This window comes from Exiguobacterium sp. s35, from assembly GCF_018617535.1.
In the GTDB taxonomy this organism is placed as follows: Bacteria; Bacillota; Bacilli; order Exiguobacteriales; family Exiguobacteriaceae; genus Exiguobacterium; species Exiguobacterium aestuarii.
Genome location: NZ_JACSKI010000001.1, coordinates 775,484 through 797,464 on the forward strand (window position 1 = coordinate 775,484; position 21,981 = coordinate 797,464).

Here is a 21,981-nt window from a genome sequence, read left to right on the forward strand (position 1 = left end):
TCGCTTTTCATATTCCCCATTGACTCGTATGAGTCACGTATACTGAAAGAAAATGGAGGAGGCGTCTAGCATGAAACGTTATGAACTAGACCATTACAAGGAGACACTGGCATACTATTCAGAACCCGACTTACGGTATAAATACACCCCTACTATTTGGTCAATTGGTCAGATGTACGATCATATCATTTTGGTTGCGAATGAGTATTTAGATGAAGTCGACCGTTGTCTTCAAGAAGACGGCCAACTCGGTGGTGGGAAGACGCCATTTGGAGAGAGGTTGTTTCGAGAAGGTGGGTTTCCGCCAATCAAAATCGAACTCCCACCTGAGATGAATCAACCACCGAATAATACGGATTCACACGACCGGTTACGAGAACGGTTGCTCACCTTGATTTCACGGATGGAAGCTTTAGAATCTCGTCTAGACGACGCTGGAGATAACCAAAAAACACTTCATGGCGGTTTCGGCTGGTTGAACGCGAGAGAATGGTTCGAGCTTGTCGAGATGCATACGCGGCATCATCGTCGACAACAACAAGAACTAGAAGGATGGCTAACACAAAAAGACCTGTGAGCGGCGATTATGCCGATGCACAGGTCTTATCTTTAATCGAGATAGACGTCCTCGATCTCACCGAATGAATCTTCGTCGAAGACGAACGACCCGTTGGCATAGCGATCGAGTAGCGTAAGAGTTTTTGTCTTCACTTGTTTCGCTTTCTCTTTCCCAACGATATGCAATGTCTCATCGCCATGAACCGGGAGCACACGACGGATTTGGTGCGGTTTAGATTTGACCTCACGAATGAGCATCGTTCCGCGGAGATTACGGTTCGTACAGTCGAACTGGTCTTCGAGTTTCATCTTCTTGACCGCTCCTCGCTGCGTCACGAGAACGAATAACGGTGGCGTGAAGAACGAGAAGGCGTCGGCGACGACGTCACCATCTTTCAAGTTCATCGCTTTCACACCAGCTGCCCGCTGTCCAACGACCGGTACGTCATCTTCTTTGAACCAGAGACCGTATCCACGCTCTGAGACAAGGAACAACTGCCCAGGACCATCACTAATTCCAGCGAAAACGACCTCATCGTCACCTTTTAGCTTCAAGGCCATGAGCGGTTTCGACTTCCGCTGCGCGTCATAGTCTCGTAACGGCGTACGTTTGACCATCCCATCTTTCGTCACGAAGAGGCAATGGGCATCCGTATCAAACGTCGAGACGACGTCTGCCGAGATGACCTGTTCCCCTTCGATCGGGACGAGGTTGGCGACGTGCTGGCCGGCGTCCTTCCACTTCGATTCTGGGATTTGGTGGATCGGGATGAGGAGATAGCTCCCCTTGTTCGTCCAGACGAGCAAGTGGTCCGTCGTCATCGCCTGTGTCGTGAGGAGTGGGCGGTCTTTCTCTTTCATCTCGGGTAAGACGTCACTTGACGCACCGTATGAACGCATTGAGGCACGTTTGACGTATCCGTCTCGGCTGACGAAGACCATTGTTTCCTCGACAGCAATCATGACTTCCGTCTTCAGTTTCAATTCCTCGACTTCCGACTCGATGATCGAGCGACGGTCGTCCCCGAACTCGTCACGCAATGCCGTGAGTTCTTTCACGATCAATTTTCGTTTCGTCGCGTCCACGTCGAGGATATTCGAGAGGCGGGCGATCTCTTTTTGGAGCGCCTTTGCTTCTTTTTGCAACTCGACGATGTCTGTGTTGGTGAGTCGATACAATTGGAGCATGACGACCGCTTCGGCCTGGCGTTCCGTGAACGAGAACCGCTGCATCAGTTTGTTCTTCGCGTCCGCCTTGTCTTTTGCAGAACGAATCAATTCGAGCGTCTCGTCAAGGACAGAGATAGCTTGCTCTAAGGCATCGACAATTTCGGCACGCTTTTTCGCTTGCTCGAGTTCGAACGTCGTGCGGCGTGTGACCACTTCCTCGACGTGCTTCAAATAAGCATCGATGATTGGGAGAATCCCCATCTGTTTCGGAGTCCGATTCACGATCGAAACCATATTGTAGTTATAGGCGAGCTGCAAGTCCGTATGCTTCAAGAAGAAATGGAGGACACCTTCTGCGTCCGCTTCTTTCTTCAATTCGATGACGACGCGAAGGCCGGTCCGGTCTGTCTCATCACGGACTTCCGCGACACCTTCAACCTTTTTATCAAGTCGAAGCTCTTCCATCTTTTTGACAAGGTTCGCCTTGTTCACTTCATATGGCAGTTCCGTGATGGTGATTTGTTCACGGCCACCTTTTAACTGCTCGATCTCTGACTTCGCCCGGATGATGACTTTCCCTTTACCGGTCTCAAACGCCTTTAAGATGCCGTCTTTCCCCATGACCGTTCCTCCGGTCGGGAAATCAGGACCTGTGACATACGCGAGGGCGTCTGTCGCCGAATCGACCTGACCTTTCAGACGCGCGATGGCGAGGTTGAGTACTTCCGTCAAGTTATGTGGCGGGATCTCCGTCGCATAACCTGCAGAGATTCCTGTCGTCCCATTCATGAGTAGGTTCGGGAGGAGTGACGGTAAGACGAGCGGTTCTTCTGTCGAATCGTCAAAGTTCGGTGTATAGTCGACCGTATTCTTCGCGATCGACGTCAGCATGACACCGGCGATCTTCGAGAGACGCGCTTCCGTATAACGCATGGCCGCTGCCGGGTCACCGTCCATCGATCCGTTGTTCCCATGCATGTCGATGAGTGGATAACGTAATTTCCAGTCTTGTGAGAGACGTACCATCGCCTCATAGACGGACGAGTCACCGTGCGGGTGATAGTTCCCGATGACGTTCCCGACCGTCTTCGCAGACTTCCTGTACGGCTTGTCGTTCGTGTTCCCTTCATGGTGCATCGCATATAGAATCCGACGCTGTACAGGCTTGAGCCCGTCTCGCGCATCCGGCAAGGCTCGGTCTTGAATGATATATTTCGAATATCGCCCGAACCGGTCACCAACGACCTGTTCGAGAGATAAGTTTAAAATGTGTTGAATCGTCGACATCGTTACATCACTTCCTCAATCGCTTTAGTCACATGTTCATTGGCGATGATCGAATCATCTTCCTGGAGTCCGAAGGCGACGTTCTCCTCGATCCACTCACGACGATGCGTGACGTTGTCGCCCATCAAGACCGAGACACGTTTGTCCGCGACAGCCGCATCATCAACCGTGACACGGATGAGCGTACGCGTATCCGGGTTCATCGTCGTCTCCCATAACTGATCCGCGTTCATCTCACCGAGACCTTTGTAACGCTGGAGGATATAGCCTTTCTTATACACCTTGACCAACTTCTCGAGTGCCTCTTCGTCCCAGGCGTAGTCGAACTGTTCGGATTTCCCTTTTCCTTTTGAGATACGGTAGAGCGGTGGCAAGGCGACGAACACGCGGCCTGCCTCGACGAGCGGACGCATATAACGGAAGAAGAACGTGAGCAGGAGCACTTGGATATGCGCACCGTCCGTGTCGGCATCCGTCATGATGATGACCTTGTCGAAGTTACAGTCGTCCAAGTCGAAATCGTGACCGACCCCCGCGCCGATCGCATGGATGATCGTGTTGATTTCTTCGTTTTTCATGATGTCCTGGAGCTTTGATTTCTCCGAGTTGATGACCTTCCCGCGTAATGGAAGGATTGCTTGGAACGTCCGATCACGTCCTTGTTTGGCTGAACCGCCGGCCGAGTCACCCTCGACGAGGAACAGTTCGTTCTTCGCTGCATTCTTCGATGTCGCTGGCGTCAATTTCCCGTTCAAGATGCTTGAACGTTTCTTTTTCTTGCCGTTCCGCGCCTCTTCACGTGCTTTCCGTGCCGCCTCGCGTGCCTGAGCCGCACGAATCGCTTTTTTGATGAGCATCGTGGCCATCTGTGGGTTCTCTTCTAAGAAGATCGTCAACTGTTTCGCCATGACGCTATCGGCACTCGCACGCGCCTCTGGTGAGCCGAGTTTCGACTTCGTCTGTCCTTCGAACTGAAGGAATTCCTCTGGGATCCGGACCGACACGATGAGCGTGAGTCCCTCACGGACGTCGCCACCGTCTAGGTTCTTATCCTTCTCTTTAAGCAATCCGTTCTTGCGCGCATATTCGTTCATGATGCGGGTCATTGCCGTCTTGGCACCGACCTCATGCGTCCCGCCGTCGCGCGTCCGGACGTTGTTGACGAAAGAGAGGACGTTCTCGGAATAGGCGTCCGTGAACTGGAACGCGAGTTCGATCTCAATCTCGTTCTCTGTGCCCTCGAAATAGACGATCGGATGGAGCGTTGCCTTGTCATCGTTCAAATATTGAACGAACTCGGCGATTCCTTCTTCATAATGGAACGTCTCTTGTTTATCTGTGCGCTCATCCGTGAGGGTGATCGTCAATCCTTTTAAGAGGAATGCCGATTCACGTAATCGTTCGGCGAGCGTGTCATAGTTATATGTTGTCGTCGAGAAGATGCTTGCATCCGGTTTGAAATAGACACTCGTCCCGGTCTGACGCGTCTTGCCCGTCTCGAGGAGTGTCGTCTGTGGCACACCGCCGTCCGCGAATGTCTGCTCGAACACTTTTCCGTCGCGATGGATCGTCACGACGACCTTGCTCGAGAGCGCGTTGACGACCGAGGCACCGACGCCGTGGAGACCACCCGACGTCTTGTATCCGCCTTGTCCGAACTTCCCACCTGCGTGGAGGACGGTGAAGATGACTTCAGGTGTCGGTTTTCCTGAGGCGTGCATCCCTGTCGGCATTCCGCGTCCGTGGTCACGAACCGTGATCGCATCATTTTTGTGAATCGTCACATCGATTTGACTACCGAACCCGGCGAGCGCCTCATCGATCGCATTGTCGACAATCTCATAGACGAGATGGTGAAGTCCGCGATGGTCGGTTGACCCGATGTACATCCCCGGTCGTTTTCGTACGGCCGTGAGTCCTTCGAGCACCTGGATGGCGTCTTCATTGTAATTAAATAGATCTGTTGACATAGCAGTCACCTCAATTTCGAACACACGTTCGTTTTTCTTTCCTATTGTATAGCTGTTCATCCATTCTGGCAAGCCTCCCTTGTCAGCCGTTGCTGAAAAAAAGGAGACCTACCAAGGAGGTAGGTCTTATCCGAGTAGACGAGCATGCTCCACGTACAGGCAGCGGTTCTCGATGTAATCGAGTCCGGCGTCACGTACGATTTGCTCCGCCTCAGGACTTGAGAGACCGAGCTGATTGAAGACGAGCCCGACATCCCCATGTCGTACCGCATCTTCTGCGACACCTGCTAAAAATTCGCTGCGACGGAACACGTCGACGATATCGATTCTACCCGGGATGCTCTCGACGGACGGATATGCCTTGCGACCGTTCCACTCCTCGAGCATCGGGTTGACAGGGATGACGGTATACCCGACGCGTAGCAAATACTCTGCAATCTGGTTGGCCGTCTTGTTCGGGTTGTCGGATACACCGACGACCGCGATGGTCTTCGCTTCAGACAAAAGTTGCTTCAAACGCTGATCATCCATCCAAAATCCCCCTTTGGTTTACGTTTACAGTGTAACGTTACCTTAGTTGCCGTTTCAAGTCCTATTTTCATCATAAGGTATAATGGTTCAACATTACAATTTCAAGACAAACCAATATGGTTTACATAACAAATTATTGTCTACCATTTATTTTGCAATAAAGTTAATCATTCGATTAACCAATCGACTCTAGAGCAATCGCGCAACTCATAAACGTTGCGTGAAATATCTATTTCACGCAATAATAAATACGTTTTATAAGCGTTTTTTTGAATGGTTTTGATGACTTTTATATAAAAACGATCCCTTTTTCGCTATACTGAATGAGAGGAGGTGTGAGATGGGAACAACGTATGATGCCCGTCGTGGGACGTTATATAATGAGCGCATCACTTTTTTCGGAAATGTCATCGCCTGGTTTGTTCATCTCTTGTTTTGTCTATTATTTTGGCAATTGGATGTGACCTCACTGTTCATCTCGAACGGCGTGAGCGTCTTATATTACACGATTTCGTTCTATTTTGTACATAAACGATGGTATGGGATTTTCTTCACCGGACTCTTTATCGAGGTCGTATATAACGCCATCATCTCGACGATCATTTTAGGCTGGGATGTCAACATGCATTACTTCATTCTCATGATGGCGTATAGTGTCTTTTTCATGCCGAGCGTGACAGAGAGACACCGGATTTTGACGACCACTCTCGCAATGCTGATCTACAGCATTCTCTTTATCTATGTGTCAGACGGGATTGTGGCATTGCCGCAACACATTGAACAGACGCTCGGACTTTTTTGCATCCTTTCGACGGTCATGATGATTGCCGGTCTCTCGTTTATCTTTGAGAAAGCCGTGTTGAGGTGACGGATGAACTCGAGCTGTCAAATGAGCGATTACAACGCCTTGCTTCTACGGACGGATTGACCGGGCTATTGAATCGAAAAGCCGGGCACGAGCGCGTCTCCGAAGCGATTGAACAAGCGGGGCGTGATGGTGACCCTTACGCTTTAGTGCTCTGTGATATCGACCGATTCAAATCGTTCAACGAGACGTACGGTCATGATTGCGGAGACCGCGTCATCCAACAAGTAGCGGCTACCCTATCTTCCATCGATAGCATTGTAGTCCGCTGGGGCGGCGAAGAGTTTTTACTCTTTATCTCTGAACAATCCGAAGATGTTTACGCGTCGGTCGAACAATTACGGCGTCAAATCGAGGCAACGTATCTGGAATATGAGGGTGAGCGTCTCCATGTTACGATGACGTTCGGTCTCGCGGTCCGCATGCAAGAGGACGCGTTAGAAGAGATTGTAAAAGAGGCGGATCATTATTTACGCGAAGGAAAACGAAATGGGAAGAACCAAGTCAGAATAGGAGGGGTTCGATGAGTATTTTCCGCCAACTCGGTCAACGACCGACAACCGCGACGACAAAACGATTCGAGTTGAATGGGTTGCATCGATTACCGGAATTTATCCAACATTTTTTCCATCACTTAGCCGCCAAACACTACTCGAAGCAGACGGCTCAACGATATGTCTATGATGTGTTGGACTTCTTCCGGTGGGTCGAACATGTAAGTGGGACCGAACTCGATCCTGAAACGATTGAGTTGGTCGCATTTACAGAAATTGACCATGCGGGTGCAGAAGCGTATGCGACCTATCTTGCGCTCGAGCTCGAGAATGCGCCGAGCGTTATCAATCGAAAACTCTCGACGCTGCAGTCACTTTTCAACTACTTGATTGAGACGAATCAGGCAACGGTCAATCCGTTCCAAACCGTGGAGCGTCCGAAACGGGGAAAACGGAACCCTGTCTATTTGACAGAGTCGGAATGGCTCGATTTCTCGACGCTTGTAAGAAGCAATGTCGGGATGACAAATCGTGAGGCGAGCTGGTATGAGGCAAATCGCGAACGCGACTTTCTAATCATTCAACTGCTCGGGCTAACCGGTATGCGCGTATCAGAACTCGTCGGGCTCAACTGGTCTGATATCAACTTTGAGACCGAGACAATCCGTGTCATCGGTAAAGGGAACAAAGAGCGCCTCATCCCGATTGCAGGTCCACTACAGCTCCTTCTCATCGAATATCGCCAAACGTCGAGTGAGGGAGCATTGTTTCAGAACGAGAAAGGAAAAAGAATCGCTGTCCGCACGGTTCAACACATGTTAAAAAGTCATATCGATCGGTTGAAATCGTTTCTCCCTTTCTTGACTTATAAACAAGTGACACCACATAAGCTTCGCCATACGTTCGCTTCTAGACTGGCGATGAGCGGAATCGATGTGTTGACGATTCAACAGCTGCTCGGTCATGAATCTGTGGCAACAACACAAGTGTATGCCCATATCGGTGATGAACGAAAAAAACACGCTATATCAGGTTTACAGTAATATGTTATGTAAACTATATATCCAAATATAAACACCACCTAATTAATGGGTGGTGTTTATATTTATGTGCTAGACATTGACAAGATTAAAACGGCATCATCGATGACCATATAATAGGCGTTGTCATATGCGAAGCGTTCCTCTGTCTCTAAGTCGAAAATGACGACACCACTCGTAAGACCTTCCGTGAATTCGTGGACGAGATAGCGCCGACCGATGACACGTTCAAACGGTTCCACATCTATATAACGCGCTCCAGTCGCCATATCAATGACTTCGGTGTGCATGTCGCTCTCATCGACTTTTATGAAAATTGTCGAACTGACATCATCATATGTGAAGTCGAGCGGTTCATAGGCACCCCAGTCGACCACTGCTACTTCGTGTAACACGTCAGGCGCAGTCAAATCATAGATCACTTCTTCATTCAACGAGTCGACAAACGCTGAAAATCGGAGAACGCCTTCCTTTTCACCCAAATATTGAACCGTGTCCCCTTCTCCATGTAATCGAAGAATGTCATCGAACGGTAATTCCTCTCGTTGATTAAAGACCGCCTCGACCGCCTCCTCGAGTGGACAGATGAGGAGCGCCTCCGAATGATCAATCGGATCGTCTGGGGAAATTCGCCCATTGTCGAGGGCGTCGTAGTAGTCGAATTCATCGAGTCTGGCGTTACAGACAATGTAGGAGATGCCTTCAAATGTGGTCGTGAACAAGTAAAGCTCGCGGAACCGCTCCGTCTTCCCGACTAGACGCTCGTCTCGAATGCGCTCCTGCTGACCGGTCACGCGATCATACAACCATGCTTCGTCAGACGATTCAAACGCCGTCAAAAAAAGGAAGTAACGATGATCGAGTACCCAGAATAGTGTACTGTTCCCTCGTTTTTCAAACGTCGTCACGACCTCCTCTTTCCCTGATTTATAAGAGAAAGAAATCAACTCTGTTTTGATCACGCCATCGTCACTTGGGATCTCGTTCAAGAAGTACACGACGTCTCCATCTACGAAGAGTTTCGAATATCCGTAGTCTTCATAAGGTCGTCGGTTCAACTGGGTAATCATCCCGTCCTCTTCATCAAAGCGATACAGGGAAAAAGTCGTCTGGTCTTTCTTTTCTCGATAGTAGACCGAAGACGAAGTGACTGCAATCAAGTCTTCATGATCGATCGGCATGGCACGTGCGTCAACAATTCTCATAAGGCACCTCTTTCATGTCCGGATTCGGCAGGTTCGACAGTGACAAGGCCAGGTGGTCGTTTCGGGAACGTGATGCGAAGATGGGCATACTCAATCACATTCTGGTGCGGGTGATTTTTGTCAATCCAGCGAATACGTTGCTGATTCGCCAAAGCATGACCAATCTTCTCTTCCATCTGGAATTTCGAGATATCCCGATATGCGACTTCTTGGATGTAGGTTTCTTCATCGGTCTCAAACTGTTGCCAAATCCCCATGACCAGTTGACCGAGTGCCGACACGCGGCGTTCGGGTAGCGTGATCGTCCCCAATGTTCGGCTCACTTCCTTCAGACACTCATTCGGGTCATCCGATACGGCAAACAGTCGATTCGCCGTATTGTTCATGACGCGATAGCGACGCTTGCCGCTCTCGAGCCTGAGGACTTGAGCGTATGGCTCGACCGGTACACCGTGAAAGAATGTCTCTGTCCCGCCCCAAGCAAATCCGAAGGAAGGGTCGAACTTTCGAATCGTCTGCATGAACGACATCATAAAGTCTTCAACCTCTCTCCGCTCGAGACGAAGCCACTCCGCAAGGGCGAGTGTCCCTTTGTCTTTGGAGATACGGTCGACCGGGAAGAAGAGTTCTCCGTCTGCCAAACGATGGGATTTCAATTCAACGCCATCTGCCCGATAATCAGTCGACGGTCTCCCGCCCCTACCCGCGTAAATGACCCATTCCTCGTCTGTGCTCTCGATAGCATACGCCTGATGGGCCCATGGTGGGGTCACATACAGCGCTGGATATTCTTCGAACGTGTCAAGATGGATGTAAGATCGGTCATTCCACAAGTGGGCGACGAGTCGAACAACTTCTCCCGTCTCTGAATCTTTTGGGGTGATATAGTTCCCGGTATCGCCGATGAACGTCAGTATATGAAATCCATAACCATTGTACAAATGACGCACAATCCGTTCGAACACGGCTGTTACCATTCGCTCGAATAAAGGATGGTCCTCATTTCGGTCAAGCGTCGGCGAATCGACCGTGCACATGAGCCAACCCATCCGCTCATACAATCGGACACGCAGCGGATAAGAAATCAACGGAGAAGAACTCGCATGAATCTCAGTCAAGCGAATATTGGACATATTTTCGACTTGCAAGGTGAATCCACTTCGCCTTAACTGTTCCTCCATCTTTTTCTTCCAATTGATTGTCTCCATCTCATCCACTCACTTTCTCTCATCGTCTCACTGTGAATTTTTCCCGATTCTCGTTTTACACAAACGCCTTTCGTTCCATTTGGGCGCTCAGACGATGAATCGCCTCCTCCAACAATTCTCGACGTGTCCCGATATTCATCCGTTCAAACGACTCACCTTGAGGACCGAACGGGCTTCCAGGGGATAGGAAGATTCGAACGTCTTGATGAAGCCAAGACTTCCGCTCTTCGGCAGACATCGGGAGCTTAGAAAAGTCGATCCACAATAAATAGCTCGCCTCAGGACGCGCCGTACGGAGCATTGGCAGGTTCGATTCGATTGAATCGATGACCTCGTTCATTTGTTGTTCAAGTTCTTCGCGTAACTGATCGAGCCATTGTTCCGCACGTTTATCGGTATAGGCCGCAACGATAGCCGTATTCGCAAACGGTGTCGGAAGAACGTGATGTTTATTCTGTACTTTTGTAATCTGCTTCCGCCAATCGTCGACCGGACAAATGATATATGAGGCAAATAGCCCAGCGATGTTAAACGCTTTTGAAGGTGCGCTAACTGTGATCATCCGAGGGTCAAGCGAACCGATTGCGGTATGTTTTTGGGATGGGAATGTCAAATCCGCATGAATCTCATCTGCGACGACAATCACATCATATCGATTTGCGAGTTCCACGACTCTCTCGAGTTCTGTTCTCGTCCAGACACGTCCGACCGGGTTATGTGGGGAACAGAGTAAGAAGAGAGAGGCTTGCTTCATCGCTTCTTCTAGAGCGACAAAGTCCATCTCGTACCGTCCATCGTTTTCTTTCAACGGTGCATCGAATACCTGACGTTTCGAGCCGACGACGAGTTCATGGAACGGTGGGTAAACAGGTGACTGAATGACAACACCATCCCCGACTTCAGTCAGTGCCTCAACGATATGCGTCAACGCAGGAACAACCCCACTTGAAAACAAGACATGTTTCGGGTCGACAACTAAATCGTGACGTCGCCCGTACCAAGAGCGGACCGCTTCCTGCGCTTCAGGCGCGAACAACGTGTATCCAAATTCTCCTTGAGCGGCTTTTTTGGCGAGTGCCTCCGAAATAGACGGTGCAGTACGGATATCAATATCGGCCACCCAGAGTGGCAATACATCTTCAGATAGATGGAACCAACGATCCAACCCATCCCACTTCACCGAATTCGTTCCTGTACGTTCAAGTTGTTGTTGTAAAATTGATTTCATGTTCATCCCTCCTTCCCTTACTGTATCAAAGTTAGTTCGACTGCGTGCCAAAAAAGCATGGCGGTTTCTTGCTGACTTCGATATACTCAATCGAGATATGGAGAGGAGGTTATGGATGAACGTCAACATCGTTAGACAGAAACGAAGGAAAAAAGCTGCATTTTATGTCACACCTAATGGCATCGAGCTACGCATCCCAGCGCGTTTGTCAAAACGAGTCGTCGATTGGATTTTAGAAGAACACGCAACATGGATTCGCCATACATGTCATAACCTTCCGAAACAGACGTCTGTACTCAATGAGGGGCTCGTCTTTCATGGGAAAAATTATCCGACCCAAAAAGATGATGGAACGACACTCCGATATGACGGTTCCTCTTTTTTCGTCCCGAGGGATTGGGACGAGACCACCTTAATAAGATCCTACGAAGCGTGGTTACATGAACGAGCACGTGAATATGTGATTGAACGTGCACCGATTTACGAACAGTCTTTAGGAGTTAAAGCAAAAAAGATTCGCATCGGTCACCAAAAGACACGCTGGGGATCCTGTAGTTCAACTGGGACTATCTCCATCAATGTCCGCCTCATGCTGGCACCGAAAGAGATGATGGATTACGTCATCGCTCACGAATGGACACATCTCGTCCATTTCGATCACTCAGCCTCATTTTGGGATACGTTACGAACCGTTTATCCTAAAACGGATGATGCGAAGGCGTGGTTGAAGCAAAACGGACATACGTTGCAACTCAAAAAAACCGACTGACCCGTCAAAGGGTCAATCGGTTCATAAGTTGGAAGTGAACGTGTCAGCCGTATCATGTAACTCGGCTGCCGCTTGCTCGAACGTATGGAAACGCTCCATCGTCTGTTCCATCGTCTTTGCGCTCAACTGGATCTCTTGATTGGATGCGGTGACCCCTTCTACAATCTTACGTAGCTCGACGTTCATCCCTTCCGTGTTCGAGTTGACGTCGATGACCGCTCGTTCGACCATTCGGGACAAGTTACGTACTTCCGTCGCCACGACATTGAATCCTAGCCCATGTTCACCAGCACGGGCCGCTTCAATGGCGGCATTTAAAGACAATAGATTCGTTTGTGCTGCGATCTCTTTGATGGACAAGGCGATTTTAGCGATGTCATCAGCTTGACGTCGCAAGTTCTGAAGGGCGTGAAGGTTTTCCGCTGCATCTTTGGCAAGACGTTCAATCGTTTCATTCAATACTTTTGTATCTTGCATGCCTGTCTTCGCTCGTTCGTCGAGCACATCGGTCATCGATTTGAAACGATATGCATAATCCTCAATGACTTGTTGACGCTCTGTGATATCCGATGCAATTTTGACGACACCGATTACGTCATCCCCTTCAAAGATTGGCATATACGTTGCCTCGAGCCAAATCGTCTCTCCTTTTGCGTTTTCGCGCTCCACTTTATCCGAGAAACTGAATCCGCTCCATAATTTCTCCCAAAACGCCGTGTACTCCGGGCTATTCACAAAAGAGGAAGGACAGAACAAATGGTGTTGCATGCCAATCATCTCTTCACGTCTATATTTCATCGCTTTTGCGAACGTATCGTTCACATCGACGACCCGGCGTTGCCGATCAAATCGAATCATCGCCATATTCGTCTCAATGGTACGAAATACATCATCTGAATGAATTACTTTCTGGTTCAATGTACTCATCAACTATAGCAACCTTTCTTCTTCGTAGGATATTCGTACTAAATCGTGAATCTCAGTGTAACGTATTGAGCTATTTGTCATTGCCTACTTTTTGTATAGAAGGTCAATATCTTGATTTTGAAGTATTTACCAAATGAAAAGACGCCAACTGGCGCCTTTACTCTTTTAGGTCTGGAAAGTAGCTGAAGAACGTCTCTGCACCTTTACTCGACAATTTGAACGTCTGATTTTGCTTTGTATCGGTTAAGTATACATCCACTTTTTTTGAGCGCTTCTTAAAGCTTAATTGAAACTCCTGACCGACCCATCCGTCGATGATGGTAAGAAGTGAATACTCTTCTACATCTTCTGAGCGCTTGATCGGTTCTGCCCCATCGATGGCGTCCATCAAATCAGACATGTCAATCCCTGCAGCGCGCAACACGTTCGGATAATCAATCGTTGCCTTTCCGTTTAAAGGGGTCTTATGGACGAAAACGAATGGACCACTTGGTACGGCAGGATTCGATTCGATGTCTGCTTCAATCGATTTAGCCGTCGCAAATTCGCGTTCCGTGTAGGTGATAAGGACGTCTTTCGTCACACGTTTTCCGTTCTCCACAAAAGAGAACGTGTAGAGCGGTGTCTCGACTCCGGGTTCGAGCGAGTCTGCCTGCAATACCCGCTCGACCTGTAACCCTTCAAATTGCTTTGGTTGAAAATAATCGGTTTCGGTCATCGTGACAACCGGATCGTAGGAAAGTAACCCACCTTCGGACTCTGCAAAAAAATAAGCCTTTTGGGATTGCTCGTCGTAGCCGAGTGCGATCGTCACAACTCCCATTTGCGCGTTGTAAGGTTCAATGATGGAGAGCGGAAAGATGCCTTCGTCTTCTCCGATGGTTAATGTGATGCTTCCATTCAAGGAAGGGGTCACTTGAATCATCGTTCCGTCAACTAGATGGACAGGGACTTCGAATATATCGGAATAATCGCTCCCCTTGACACTCTCTTCTTGCTCCCTCGTTGCAATCCCGATAGTCGGGACGATTGGGATGGTGACGCCTTTTGATGCTTGAACAAACGAAGGGAGTTCCTCAATCAGTCCGACTCTCATCTTTGGAGAAAAACCATCCTGACAAATGGCATAGTTCTGCTCTCCTTTTACATACGTCACTAACTTATAGGCATGTGCATCGTAGTCCGAAATCATGGCTTTTCGGTTCAATGCATACGAATGATAGACCGTGACGTCTTCATTGATTTGGGGAATCGGGTCATCGGTACATGCATGGAGTAAATCGCTCGCCCACGTCTCCGGCCCGATATCAAAGCTGTTCGAGTTCATGTCTCGTACATCCCATTGCGCTGGCATATGCTCAAGTTTGACGACACTCACTTCTTCCCCACCACAACCCGATAAAATTCCAACTGCACATAACGTGAATAGCATTCGTTTCATCATGACTCTTTGTACTCCGGGAAAATATCCAAGAACACTTCCGCTCCTTTGCTCGATAGTTTAAACGTCTGATCGAGAAGCGGATCTGTCAGATAGATATCAAGTTTTTTTGACCGCTGTTTATAGCTAATTTCAAATTCTTGCCCTTTCCATCCTTCCGTCAACGTCAAGTATCGATAGTCTGCAGGCTCACCTTTACGGCCGACCGGTTCTGCCTCCTTTAATACTTCCATGACTTGTTCAGATTCTTCTGTCGAGATTTCGATAAAATCAGGATAAGTGAGTGCATTCTCGTCAAACGGTTTACGGTGCGCAACGACTCTCGGTCCTTTTTCTGAATCATGCATCCAATCCTCATAAATAGAGGCAGGTTCTTCGCCTTCCTTTAGTAAAGTTCCAGAAATATAGCGCATCGTCATTGTTTCAGTCACGGGTTCTCCATCTTTTATGTAGTGGAATGAATATAAGGGAACCGCTTCTCCTTCCTTTAACTCTCCGGGTTCGACAATGGTATCCACGCTTAACTCCTCAAATCCTTGATTTTCCATCGACTCGTAATCATCCATATCTGCAAATTTGAAAGAGCGTTGCATGAAATATTGACGATCAAATGAGTAAAGGGTATATGGCTGAAGCGTTTTCTCATCATATCCGATGGCGAACTGCGGAGTAGGCATCTCGATTCCTCTCGGTTCAAATTGAACGATTGGATGTCTGGTTGTCTTGTCGCCAAGTTCTATTTCGAGTTCTCCAAAAAGAGCTGGTTGAATTTCAAGTAATGTATGTAAGAATGGCGTGATTCTATTTCCATCAATCTCCGCAAAATCCGCCTTCAGTAAGTTATTCTGTTCCATCGTAGCCGCCTGTTCGACTCTTGGTAAGTGTTGAACTTCAATTCCTTCGTTCGTATTCACGAAAGTTGGGAATGAATCCATCTTTTGCGCTACGAACTGATTTGTGTAGCTTTCGCGACAAACCGCATATCGTTCATCCCCCTCTAAATAGGTAACCACCTTCATCGAGTACGGATCCATGTATGGAACGACTCCCTTTCGCCCAGCAAACACTGTCTGATACACAGTGATATCTCCCTTTAGTTCAGTCGTACGTTCACCCTCACACGCCATGAGTACTTCTTTCGTCTCGTCGATTTGAACGATTTCTCCTTCTTTCGTATAACTCTCGACATTCCATTGTTTCTCGATGTAATCTAGTTGAATGACTTCTATGTCAGATGCTCCACATGCGCTTAACAAGGACGCGCCAAGTAAGATTGTCATACCACGTTTGAACATACAATCCCTCCACTTTTGATCATATTCCAATTTTACCATTATCTAACTGTCCTATACGAAAAAAATCCGCCCAAGTTTCATGAGCGGATGGTACTTCAGTTATTTACAGTGGTCGATCGCACGTTGCAGTCTAGATTCGACGTCTGCCGCGATGGCCTGTAACGATTCATCGTCAATGAGACGAATCAATGTGGTCGGTTTAGGCATGCCAATATGTGTATGATTGTCTTTTTCAAACACGGCGATTTTACATGGAAGGAAGTAACCTCCTTCTAGATGTTGCGACAGCACTTCTTTCGCCGCCTTCGGGTTGCATACTTCTAGGATGCGATACTTCCCATCGATTGCTTGACCCTTTTTCTCTAACGTTTCACTCAAATCAAAATCCCATAGCACGCCAAACGATTCTTCTTTCAACGTTTCACCTAGACGGTCGATGACGTCATCCACGGTACGTTCAGACTGTACAGTATAGTCAAACATCTTCATTCCTCCTTATGTGGTTGCTCTTGAAACCTGTACCCGTCCGAAGTCGTCTTCAATCAAAAAGAAACTGTATGTGATTTGAAACATAATCACGGTTCGTACCGTATAAAGAGAGATAATAGTTAGAACCAAACTGATGTAAAGGAGAAGTGGTTGTCGTGACGGTCACGGTATTCACGCATACGAGCTGCAGTTCTTCCAGAAAAACGATTGATTGGTTGCGGGAACAAAAGATTCCCTTCATCGAAAAGAAATTGACAGACCAAGGCCTATCCTTTGGTGAATTTAAAGAAATGTTGAGTCTGACTGAGAATGGGACGACCGACTTGTTGTCGGTACAAAAGAGTGTGTATAAGCAAGCGGCAGAGAAACTCGATGAGATGTCGATTCGTGAACTATATAGTTTTGTCGCATCAAACCCTCAAATTTTGAAAAGCCCTATCGTCTTTGACCATCATCGCATCCAAGTAGGTTTCAGTGAAAAGGAGATTCGGACGTTTATTCCTCGAAATGACCGCATCGCTGAATTAAAACGCTTGCTCCACAACGCATAAATCGTGTCGCTAAAGCGACACGATTCTTTTTTAGGCTCGTTTTAGTTTGGCTGCCAATCGGTTTCCGAATGACTGGATCGATTGAACGAGAAGGATCAGGACAAAAATCGTCACATACATGACTTCTGGTTCGAAACGAAGGTGCCCGTATTGATACGCGATATCTCCAAGCCCACCGGCTCCGACGAGACCGGCCATGGCCGTCGCGCCAATCAGACCGATCGTTGCGATCGTCAATCCGAGAACGATGGAAGAGCGTGCCTCTCGAATGAGGACGTACCAGATAATCTTTCTCGTCGAGATCCCCATCGCCTCATATGCCTCGATGACCCCGCGATCGACTTCAAGAAGAGCAGACTCCATGAGACGAGCGATATACGGCGCGGTGAAGACGATGAGTGGTAGTAGCACACCTTGTACCCCGATGGTCGTGCCCATGATGAACCGTGTGAACGGTAAGATGAAAAACAATAGAATGATGAATGGAATCGAGCGGATGACGTTGATGACGCTCGACAATCCACCATAAACGAATCGGTTCGCGAGACGCCCGTTCGGTCTCGTCAGTACGAGCAACGTCCCGAGCGGAAGTCCGATCAAGGTCGAGATAAGGAGCGCGATACTTGTCATCGTCAACGTTTGAATCGTCCCCGTCCAAATCAGGTCACCCCAGTCTGTCCAGAACTGTTGCATGGTTCGACACCTCCCTTACGTTTACGCCGCTCGTCATCAAATAACGGACAGCAAGTTCTGTTTGATCGTGATCCCCATCAAGGTGAACGAGCAGATTTCCGACAAGACCCGCTTTCAATTTCTTGATCCCGCCTCCGATGATGTTCGGTAGGATGCCGAATCGTTTCGTCAACTGGGCGAGCACAGCCTGTTCCGTCTGACTGCCGATGAACGATAGATGGACGAGTGTACCACGCGTCTGTAATTCCGACACGACTTCTTCCGGGACGTCGAGGTTCGTCTTCAAGAACCGTTGCGTCGTTTCGTGTCTTGGATTTGAAAAGACATCCAACACATTCCCTTGCTCGATGATTTCGCCGTGATCGATCACCGCAACCCTGTCACAAATTCGCTCAATCACTTCCATCTCATGCGTGATGAGAAAAATCGTCAAACCGAGCTTTCGGTTGATCTCGAGCAATAACTCTAAAATAGATTCCGTCGTCTCAGGGTCAAGCGCGCTCGTCGACTCGTCACTGAGGAGGATGTCCGGTTCATGTGCGAGCGCACGAGCAATGGCGACGCGCTGTTTTTGTCCGCCTGATAATTGTTCTGGGTAATGGTTCCGATGTTCGGATAGACCGACGATGTCGAGGTAGCGGTCGACCCGTTCACGGATGACTCCTTTCCCGAGCCCTTCGAGGCGGAGCGGGATGGCGACATTTTCTTCAACGGTCGCAGTCTTCAATAAGTTGTAATGTTGAAAGATCATCCCGATTCGCTGACGTAGCGAAGAGAGTTCTTTTTTCTTTAATTGTGTAATGTCTTGTCCCTCAATCTCAACGACACCTGTCGTCGGTCGTTCCAATAGATTGATCATCCGGATGAGTGTGCTCTTACCGGCACCGCTTCGACCGATGATGCCGAAAATCTCCCCCTTTTCGATTGTGAGGGAGACGTCTTCGAGCGCGGTAATCGTATCTCCATTGACGTGAAATTGCTTTGTGATGTGTTTCAGTTCAATCATCGAATCCCTCCTCAGAACGCTGGTACGACAGAACCATTGAATTCTTCTTCGATGAAAGTACGTACTTCATCCGAATGGTAGTATGACTTCAACGTCTCGACAACTTCATCTTCTTTATTGGCTGAACGGACAACGACATAGTTCGGGTACGGGTTATCGACCGTGTCTTCGTGGAAAAGCGCGTCTTCGTTGATTGAAAGGCCAGCTCCCATCGCGAAGTTCGTATTGATTGCTGCAAGGGCCACTTCTGGAAGCTGTGTCGGGAGCTGTGAGGCTTCGAGTTCGATAAATTCAAGGTTGAGTGGATTCTCGGCGATATCCCGTTTCGTCGCCTTATCCGTCAGACCTTCTTTCAATGTGATGAGACCAGCCGTCTCGTATAGACGGAGCGCTCGAAGTTCGTTCGCCGGGTCATTCGGTACAGCCACTTTATCCCCTTCTTTTAAATCCTTGATATCCTTCAACTTCTCAGAATACAGCCCCATCGGGAAGGCGACCGTTTTGAATACGTCGTCAATCTTGTAGCCTTTATCTGATTTTTGAAGTTCTAAGAACGAGAGCGTCTGATAACTGTTCACGTCGAGACTGCCTTCGTCGAGAGCAGTGTTCGGTGTGTTGTAATCATTGAATACTTTAATGTCGATTTCAAGCCCGTCCTCTTTCGCGAGTTCTTGCACTTTCTCTGCAATCTGCTCGTGTGGGCCACCGGTCACTCCGATCGTCAGTTCTTCCGTGCTGAGCGTCTCGCTCGCCTCGGATTGTCCACACGCGGAAAGTGCGATTGCTGCAAGGAATGACGTACCTGCCAAAAGTGTTTTTTGTTTGATATTCATGAATAGTTCCTCCTCCAAATGAAAAGCCCGCTACTCACGAAGAGCGGCGGGCACGACAAGTGAAAGTCGGACACGCTCATCTCCCAGACGTCTCGTCTGTTGGAATTAGCACCATGATCATACTGATCTGGTTGCCGGGTTTCATCGGGCCAGTCCCTCCACCACTCTTGATAAGCAATCGGTTCTATTATTTTGTTATTATATTACTGATAAAAGCATTATTTGTAAACCACTTCTTGAAGATTTATGAGAATTTCTTTTAACCGTTCTAAATCATCGAAATCACGAAATCCTTGAATCTTGATTTCTTTACGAATCAATGTGACTAATTCATCGATTTGATCAAAACGAATACCAAGTTGCGCAAGTGAAGTTGGTGCACCGATGGATTGAAGCCAGTTCTCGAGAATTACGGTGTCCTCAGATGCTACCAGTCGCTCTTGAACCACCAATCCGAACCCCACCTTATCCCCGTGTAGCCAATGATGAGTCGAGTCAAAGCGACTGAGCGCATTATGAACGGCATGCGCGACAGCAACACGTGTGCCGGCATCTCCAAACCCACCGACCGCATCACCGATTGCGAGGACGTGATCGACGATATATCGGATGTCCGTGCCGTAGCGACGGAAATCCTGTTCGCGGATCGACAGGTCCATCAACTTGCCACACTGTGCCGCGAGCGATAGCCCTGACTGAATGCCTGCATCCCTTGATGTCGTTCCGCTAATATATCGGGCCTCGTACCACTTTGCGACCGTATCGATCACGCCAGCCTTGAAATAGTCGTAAGGTGAATCACGTAACAGTCGTTCATCCGCGATGACGCGCTCGATGACGACCGGAAATGTGTCGTAACGGATATATGACCCTTCCTCAGTGTAGATGACGCTAAGCGGTGTGAAGGCGGCACAGTTTGACACGAGTGTTGGGACGACAATGAGCGGTACGCTCTGAGAAGCCGCGATTCGTTTTGCTGTATCAATCAATTTGCCGCCACCAACGGCAATCCATACGTCAGGTCGATAACCGTTCAACCGTTCAACTTCCTCGTCTGAACATTCTCCGGTAAATCGTACGCTCGGGAGATCCGCGAGGCGAGGCGACACGCGCACCGCCTTGCTATACCCCCTCTCCCCTCTCAAGACAAGCGCCTCCCGCTTCCCGATACGCGCGGGAAGATTCTCAAGTGCGTCTTTCGAATGATCGTACTCAAGTACCGCCTGACGAATCATAGATGAACCTCCTCATAAGCCGCGAACAATTTCTCGATCCGCTCTACCGCTTCATCAATCTTCTGTTCAGACGATACGAGACCGAATCGGATGTGGCGCTCCCCCTCTGTTCCGAAGAAATAGCCTGGTGTGACGGCGACGCCCGCCTCGTGGAGTAACTTTGTCGAGAAAGATTTTGCATCTCCCTCAGGCACTTTCGCCCATACAAAGAAGGAACCCTTCGGCGCCTCAATGTCCCACCCGGCACGGCGTAATCCGTCAATCAGTCGGTTTCGTCTTGTTTCATAAAGCGACGCGAGGTCGTCACGGAGTTCGCGAGGTGACTCGAGCGCCACGATGGCCGCCTCTTGAATGGCCGAGAAGACAGATACATGGACGTGGTCTTGATAGGTGTTGATTGCCTCGATAATGTCAGCATTCCCGACCGCGAACGCGACACGCCATCCTGACATATTGAATGCTTTCGACATTGTATAGACTTCGATTCCAATTTCTTTCGCCCCTTCGGCTTGAAGGAAACTCGGAGGAACGTGACTATCGAACCCGATGCTTCCATATGCAAAGTCATGGACGACCATCACATCATGTTGTTTGGCGAATGCGACGGTGTCCTCAAAAAATGCCGGTGTTGCGACAGCACCCGTCGGATTGCTCGGATAGTTCAAATACATGAGTCGAGCGTGAAGCGGATCGAGTGTCGAATAGTCCGGAAGGAAGCCGTTTTCTTCTTTTAACGTCAAATCGATGATCTCGGCACCGGCAAGACGTGCCCCCGAGATATAGTCCGGATACCCTGGGTTCGGCAGTAGGATGCCGTCACCCGGTTCGAGGAGGCATTGTGGGAGTGTGATCAGACCAGATTTACTGCCAATCAAGATAGCGACTTCCCGTTCCGGGTCGAGTTCGACACCATATTCCCGAGAATAAAATGATGCGACCGCTTCTTTTAAGCGCGCTTGTCCGCGAAACGGACCGTATTGGTGTGTCGACGGGTCCGTGATGGCACGTTCGAGCGCCTTACAGATTGGAGCGGGAGTCGGTAAGTCGGGCGTCCCTTGTCCGAGCCGGATAACGGTCTTTCCACTAGCTTCTACCGCCGCGACCTCTTCTGCTAATCCGACGAAGTGTTGGGTTGGTAAAGATTTTAATAATTGTGAACGTCTGTCTGCCATGATTCTTCCTCCTG

At 48.8% G+C, this 21,981-nt stretch carries 21 protein-coding genes and 1 riboswitch; of the genes, 6 read left to right on the forward strand and 15 right to left on the reverse strand.

The genetic code is table 11. The annotated features are described in order from the left end of the window. Window positions 1–70 precede the first annotated feature (70 nt). Window positions 71–577: a DinB family protein gene (locus KNO75_RS04020; RefSeq protein ID WP_214819935.1), complete on the forward strand. Its 507-nt coding sequence runs from the start codon at window positions 71–73 to the stop codon at window positions 575–577. A gap of 32 nt (window positions 578–609) precedes the next feature. On the opposite strand, the gene parC is transcribed toward KNO75_RS04020, so the two are convergent. From parC to KNO75_RS04035, 3 genes are all read right to left on the reverse strand, one after another. Beyond that, window positions 610–3,015 (reverse strand): DNA topoisomerase IV subunit A, encoded by a 2,406-nt coding sequence (gene parC / locus KNO75_RS04025; protein ID WP_214794970.1) that lies wholly within the window; start codon window positions 3,013–3,015, stop codon window positions 610–612. Window positions 3,016–3,017: 2 nt separating this feature from the next. Then, window positions 3,018–4,985 carry a DNA topoisomerase IV subunit B gene (parE, locus tag KNO75_RS04030; protein WP_214819937.1) on the reverse strand — a complete coding sequence of 656 codons (1,968 nt, stop codon included), beginning with the start codon at window positions 4,983–4,985 and terminating at the stop codon, window positions 3,018–3,020. Between the two features lie 126 nt (window positions 4,986–5,111). Further along, a complete protein-coding gene (locus KNO75_RS04035) occupies window positions 5,112–5,516 on the reverse strand; it encodes a CoA-binding protein (RefSeq protein ID WP_211782816.1) in 405 nt (134 codons plus the stop codon). 340 nt (window positions 5,517–5,856) lie between these two features. On the opposite strand from KNO75_RS04035, the gene KNO75_RS15015 reads away from it, so the two are divergent. Genes KNO75_RS15015 through KNO75_RS04045 form a run of 3 tightly spaced genes read left to right on the forward strand, consistent with a single transcriptional unit; the run spans window position 5,857 to window position 7,918 of the window. Next, window positions 5,857–6,384, forward strand: coding sequence for a hypothetical protein (locus KNO75_RS15015; protein WP_251126038.1), 528 nt, complete (start codon window positions 5,857–5,859; stop codon window positions 6,382–6,384). Next, window positions 6,381–6,908 (forward strand): GGDEF domain-containing protein, encoded by a 528-nt coding sequence (locus tag KNO75_RS15020; protein WP_353047549.1) that lies wholly within the window; start codon window positions 6,381–6,383, stop codon window positions 6,906–6,908. Before KNO75_RS15015 ends, KNO75_RS15020 begins: the two co-directional genes overlap by 4 nt. Beyond that, window positions 6,905–7,918: a tyrosine-type recombinase/integrase gene (locus KNO75_RS04045; RefSeq protein WP_214819939.1), complete on the forward strand. Its 1,014-nt coding sequence runs from the start codon at window positions 6,905–6,907 to the stop codon at window positions 7,916–7,918. Before KNO75_RS15020 ends, KNO75_RS04045 begins: the two co-directional genes overlap by 4 nt. Before the next feature lie 62 nt (window positions 7,919–7,980). On the opposite strand, the gene KNO75_RS04050 is transcribed toward KNO75_RS04045, so the two are convergent. The 3 genes from KNO75_RS04050 to KNO75_RS04060 are packed head-to-tail and all read right to left on the reverse strand — an operon-like array spanning window position 7,981 to window position 11,556. Then, window positions 7,981–9,120 (reverse strand): hypothetical protein, encoded by a 1,140-nt coding sequence (locus KNO75_RS04050; RefSeq protein WP_214817636.1) that lies wholly within the window; start codon window positions 9,118–9,120, stop codon window positions 7,981–7,983. Then, window positions 9,117–10,328, reverse strand: a complete 1,212-nt coding sequence (locus KNO75_RS04055) for a hypothetical protein (protein ID WP_214819941.1) — start codon at window positions 10,326–10,328, stop codon at window positions 9,117–9,119. Before KNO75_RS04055 ends, KNO75_RS04050 begins: the two co-directional genes overlap by 4 nt. A gap of 55 nt (window positions 10,329–10,383) precedes the next feature. Further along, window positions 10,384–11,556 (reverse strand): MalY/PatB family protein, encoded by a 1,173-nt coding sequence (locus KNO75_RS04060; RefSeq protein ID WP_214819943.1) that lies wholly within the window; start codon window positions 11,554–11,556, stop codon window positions 10,384–10,386. Window positions 11,557–11,671: 115 nt separating this feature from the next. Between KNO75_RS04060 and KNO75_RS04065 the strand changes: the two genes are divergently transcribed. Beyond that, window positions 11,672–12,325: a M48 family metallopeptidase gene (locus KNO75_RS04065; protein ID WP_214819945.1), complete on the forward strand. Its 654-nt coding sequence runs from the start codon at window positions 11,672–11,674 to the stop codon at window positions 12,323–12,325. A 21-nt stretch (window positions 12,326–12,346) separates the two neighbouring features. Here the strand turns inward: KNO75_RS04065 and KNO75_RS15080 are convergent, their stop codons facing one another. The 4 genes from KNO75_RS15080 to KNO75_RS04085 all read right to left on the reverse strand — a co-directional run bounded on the left by KNO75_RS15080 (window position 12,347) and on the right by KNO75_RS04085 (window position 16,471). Beyond that, a complete protein-coding gene (locus tag KNO75_RS15080) occupies window positions 12,347–13,252 on the reverse strand; it encodes a methyl-accepting chemotaxis protein (RefSeq protein ID WP_214819947.1) in 906 nt (301 codons plus the stop codon). Window positions 13,253–13,409: 157 nt separating this feature from the next. After that, window positions 13,410–14,696: a hypothetical protein gene (locus tag KNO75_RS04075; protein WP_214819949.1), complete on the reverse strand. Its 1,287-nt coding sequence runs from the start codon at window positions 14,694–14,696 to the stop codon at window positions 13,410–13,412. Then, window positions 14,693–15,988, reverse strand: a complete 1,296-nt coding sequence (locus KNO75_RS04080; protein ID WP_214819951.1) for a hypothetical protein — start codon at window positions 15,986–15,988, stop codon at window positions 14,693–14,695. Before KNO75_RS04080 ends, KNO75_RS04075 begins: the two co-directional genes overlap by 4 nt. Before the next feature lie 99 nt (window positions 15,989–16,087). Continuing rightward, the gene (locus KNO75_RS04085) at window positions 16,088–16,471 is read right to left on the reverse strand and encodes a DUF302 domain-containing protein (protein WP_214819954.1); all 384 of its coding nucleotides are present in this window, start codon (window positions 16,469–16,471) and stop codon (window positions 16,088–16,090) included. A 161-nt stretch (window positions 16,472–16,632) separates the two neighbouring features. Here KNO75_RS04085 and KNO75_RS04090 point away from each other — a divergent pair, with 161 nt between their 5' ends. Further along, a complete protein-coding gene (locus KNO75_RS04090; RefSeq protein WP_214692466.1) occupies window positions 16,633–17,028 on the forward strand; it encodes a Spx/MgsR family RNA polymerase-binding regulatory protein in 396 nt (131 codons plus the stop codon). A 30-nt stretch (window positions 17,029–17,058) separates the two neighbouring features. On the opposite strand, the gene KNO75_RS04095 is transcribed toward KNO75_RS04090, so the two are convergent. From KNO75_RS04095 to KNO75_RS04115, 5 genes are all read right to left on the reverse strand, one after another. Continuing rightward, a complete protein-coding gene (locus KNO75_RS04095) occupies window positions 17,059–17,721 on the reverse strand; it encodes a methionine ABC transporter permease (protein WP_214794951.1) in 663 nt (220 codons plus the stop codon). After that, window positions 17,693–18,727: a methionine ABC transporter ATP-binding protein gene (locus KNO75_RS04100; RefSeq protein WP_214819956.1), complete on the reverse strand. Its 1,035-nt coding sequence runs from the start codon at window positions 18,725–18,727 to the stop codon at window positions 17,693–17,695. Before KNO75_RS04100 ends, KNO75_RS04095 begins: the two co-directional genes overlap by 29 nt. A gap of 11 nt (window positions 18,728–18,738) precedes the next feature. Further along, entirely contained in the window at window positions 18,739–19,560 is an 822-nt protein-coding gene (locus KNO75_RS04105) for a MetQ/NlpA family ABC transporter substrate-binding protein (protein WP_214794947.1), read from the reverse strand. A 73-nt stretch (window positions 19,561–19,633) separates the two neighbouring features. Beyond that, window positions 19,634–19,737, reverse strand: a riboswitch (SAM riboswitch). A gap of 41 nt (window positions 19,738–19,778) precedes the next feature. Beyond that, window positions 19,779–20,795 (reverse strand): iron-containing alcohol dehydrogenase, encoded by a 1,017-nt coding sequence (locus KNO75_RS04110; RefSeq protein WP_214819957.1) that lies wholly within the window; start codon window positions 20,793–20,795, stop codon window positions 19,779–19,781. After that, window positions 20,792–21,967, reverse strand: a complete 1,176-nt coding sequence (locus KNO75_RS04115) for an aminotransferase class I/II-fold pyridoxal phosphate-dependent enzyme (protein WP_214819959.1) — start codon at window positions 21,965–21,967, stop codon at window positions 20,792–20,794. Before KNO75_RS04115 ends, KNO75_RS04110 begins: the two co-directional genes overlap by 4 nt. Window positions 21,968–21,981 lie beyond the last annotated feature (14 nt).